This is a genomic window from Micromonospora sp. 4G55 (assembly GCF_016803375.1).
The window spans coordinates 1-2,428 of record NZ_JAEVHN010000824.1 but is presented as its reverse complement, the minus strand read 5'-3'; the positions used below and the strand labels follow the sequence as shown (position 1 = coordinate 2,428).

Annotated in this window: 3 protein-coding genes; 2 read left to right on the top strand and 1 reads right to left on the bottom strand. The window is 72.2% G+C overall.

Annotated elements, in window-relative coordinates; translation table 11 throughout:
* Positions 1-607, bottom strand: a 607-nt coding sequence (gene ssb / locus JNW89_RS34760; protein ID WP_238452254.1) for a single-stranded DNA-binding protein, incomplete at its 3' end; no start/stop codon positions are given.
* A gap of 354 nt (positions 608-961) precedes the next feature.
* On the opposite strand from ssb, the gene JNW89_RS34755 reads away from it, so the two are divergent.
* Positions 962-1,378 (top strand): HPF/RaiA family ribosome-associated protein, encoded by a 417-nt coding sequence (locus JNW89_RS34755; protein ID WP_238451969.1) that lies wholly within the window; start codon positions 962-964, stop codon positions 1,376-1,378.
* Between the two features lie 96 nt (positions 1,379-1,474).
* Positions 1,475-2,428, top strand: a 954-nt coding sequence (locus JNW89_RS34750) for an alpha/beta hydrolase (RefSeq protein ID WP_238452253.1), incomplete at its 3' end; no start/stop codon positions are given.

Here is a 2,428-nt window from a genome sequence, read left to right as displayed (position 1 = left end):
CGTCGCCGGACGGCGGCGCGTCGTCGCCCTCCTCGTCGAACGGGTCGGTCAGCTCCGCCAGGTCGGTGTCGGGCAGTTCGTGGCCGGCGCGGGGCACGGCGAAGCCGGAGAACTCGAAGTCCTCGTCGAACGGCCGGTCGTCCGGCGCGGCCGGCGCCTGCTCGTGCGGCACCGGTTCGGTCGGCTCGCCCTGCACCCGGCCGGCCGCCTCGGCGTCCTCGACCGTGCTGGTGGCCATGGTCGGCTTGTTGCGCAGGAACCGGGCCCGCCCGCGGGACAGGTCGTGGCCGACCGCGACCGCCTCCAACTCGTAGAGGGTGCGGTGGTTGCCCGCGTCGTCGGTCCAGTCGCGGGTGTAGAGGCGGCCGGCCACCACCACCGGGTCGCCGACCATCACCGAGGCGGCCACCCCCTCGGCCAGCTTGCGCCAGCAGTTGACCCGGACGCGGAGGCTGTTGCCGTCCACCCACCGGCCGCTGTCCCGGTCGAGCCGGCGGGCGGTCGAGGCGACCTTGAAGTTGGCGACCAGGGTGTTGCTCTGCGTGGTACGGCGCCACTCGGGGGCCGTCAAAACATTGCCGACGATCGTGACGTAGGTATCGAACATCGTCCCCTCCCAGGGGTTCCAGGGCCTGCCGTGGCGAGTCGACTCGGTGCCGAGCCTGGCCGGGTCGGCGCCGCGCCGGGAGCGGACCGGTCCGGCCTGTGGACGATCAGACCGCCTGTGGACAAGAACCTGATCAAGGGCCCGGTCTGGTAGGGCCGAGCGGCCCTGGGTGCCCGCACCGGGTGTGACCAGGATCGGAAGGCGAGGTCACCCGGCGTGGGAACGGCTCCGGCTGGGTATGGATTTGATCAACCGAGAGCCAGCACGGCACGAGGTTCGATGAGAAAGGTCAGTGACGATGATTCTCAGCTCGCGTACCACCGGCCCCGTCCGCACCGAGCGGGAGGTGCGGCGATGAGCGCGGTGACCAACCCGGCGACCGTTGCCGAGTGCCTGCGCGTCGGCGCCGGCTTCTCCCAGGGCGACCGGAACTGGATCGTCCAGGAGTTCGCGACCCTGGACGCGCGGCTGGCCGCGTTCCACGCCGACGCCACCGAGCTGGAGGTGTCGGTCAAGGACCGCGAGGCGCGCGGGCAGAAGGTCACGCTGGAGTGCTGGATCGCCGGTCGGCAGAAGATCGTCACCACCTCCAACGAGGAGGACCTGCGCGCGGCGCTGCACGACGCCCGCGACGACCTGCGCCGGCGGCTCAACGACGCCAAGACGCGGCAGGAGCCGCGGCACAACAAGCACATCCGGGAGATCGGCCAGCCCGGCCCCGACCAGGTGGCCGACGCCGACCTCGGACGGGTCGACGCCGAGACGGCCTGAGTCACGCCTCGACCGTCCCCGTCCGGCCGGTGCGATCGGGCGGGGACGGCGACGGGGGGCTACCGCCCGGTAGCTTCCGGGCGTACCGTCGCCTTCGTGGAACCGGACGTGCTGGGGCCGCCGTACGAGCGGCAGACGATCGACCTGGGCACCGACGACGAGGGACCGGTGGTCGCCACCCTGGTCCGGCGGCGTGCCGAGCGCCCCACCGGGCGGGCCGTGCTCTACGTGCACGGCTTCGTCGACTACTTCTTCCAGACCCACGTCGCTGACTTCTTCGCCGAGCGCGGCTGGGACTTCTACGCGCTCGACCTGCGCAAGTACGGTCGCAGCCTGCTGTCGCACCAGACCCCGAACTTCTGCCGCGACCTCGGCGACTACTTTCCCGAGCTGGACGCCGCCGCGAAGATCATCCGCGAGGACGACGGGCACGACACCCTGCTCGCCATGGGTCACTCCACCGGCGGCCTGATCCTCTCGCTCTGGGCGCACGCCCGACGCGACGCCGGCCTGGTCGACGGGCTCTTCCTGAACAGCCCGTTCTTCGACATCAACGCCCCCTGGCTGGTCCGTCGACCCCTCGCGGCCGCCGTCTCCCGGCTGGGCCGCAGCGCGCCGCAGCGCATCCTCCCCTTCGGCCTGGGCACCGTGTACGGCGAGAGCCTGCATGCCGAGCACCGCGGCGAGTGGACGTACGACCTGGCCTGGAAGCCGCTCGCCGGGTTCCCCGTCCGGGCCGGCTGGATCAACGCCATCCGCACCGCCCAGCGGCAGCTGCGTGCCGGGCTGGAGATCCCGGTGCCCGTGCTGCTGGCCTGCTCGACCCGCAGCTTCAAGGGCACCAAGTGGCACGACAACGCGGCCCTGGCCGACGCCGTCCTGGACGTCGAGCACATGGTGCGCTGGGCGCCCCGGCTCGGTCACCACGTCACCCTGGCCCGCTTCGACGGCGGCATGCACGACCTGACGCTCTCCGGCCCCGCCGTACGCGAGAAGGTCTTCGCCGAGGTCGGGCGGTGGGCCGAGGCGTTCCTCGGCGCGGCCCGACGA

What these genes read in the sequence shown, in the direction of transcription:
- JNW89_RS34755 (WP_238451969.1), top strand. Translation starts at nt 962, where the DNA reads ATGAGCGCGGTGACCAACCCGGCGACCGTTGCCGAGTGCCTGCGCGTC.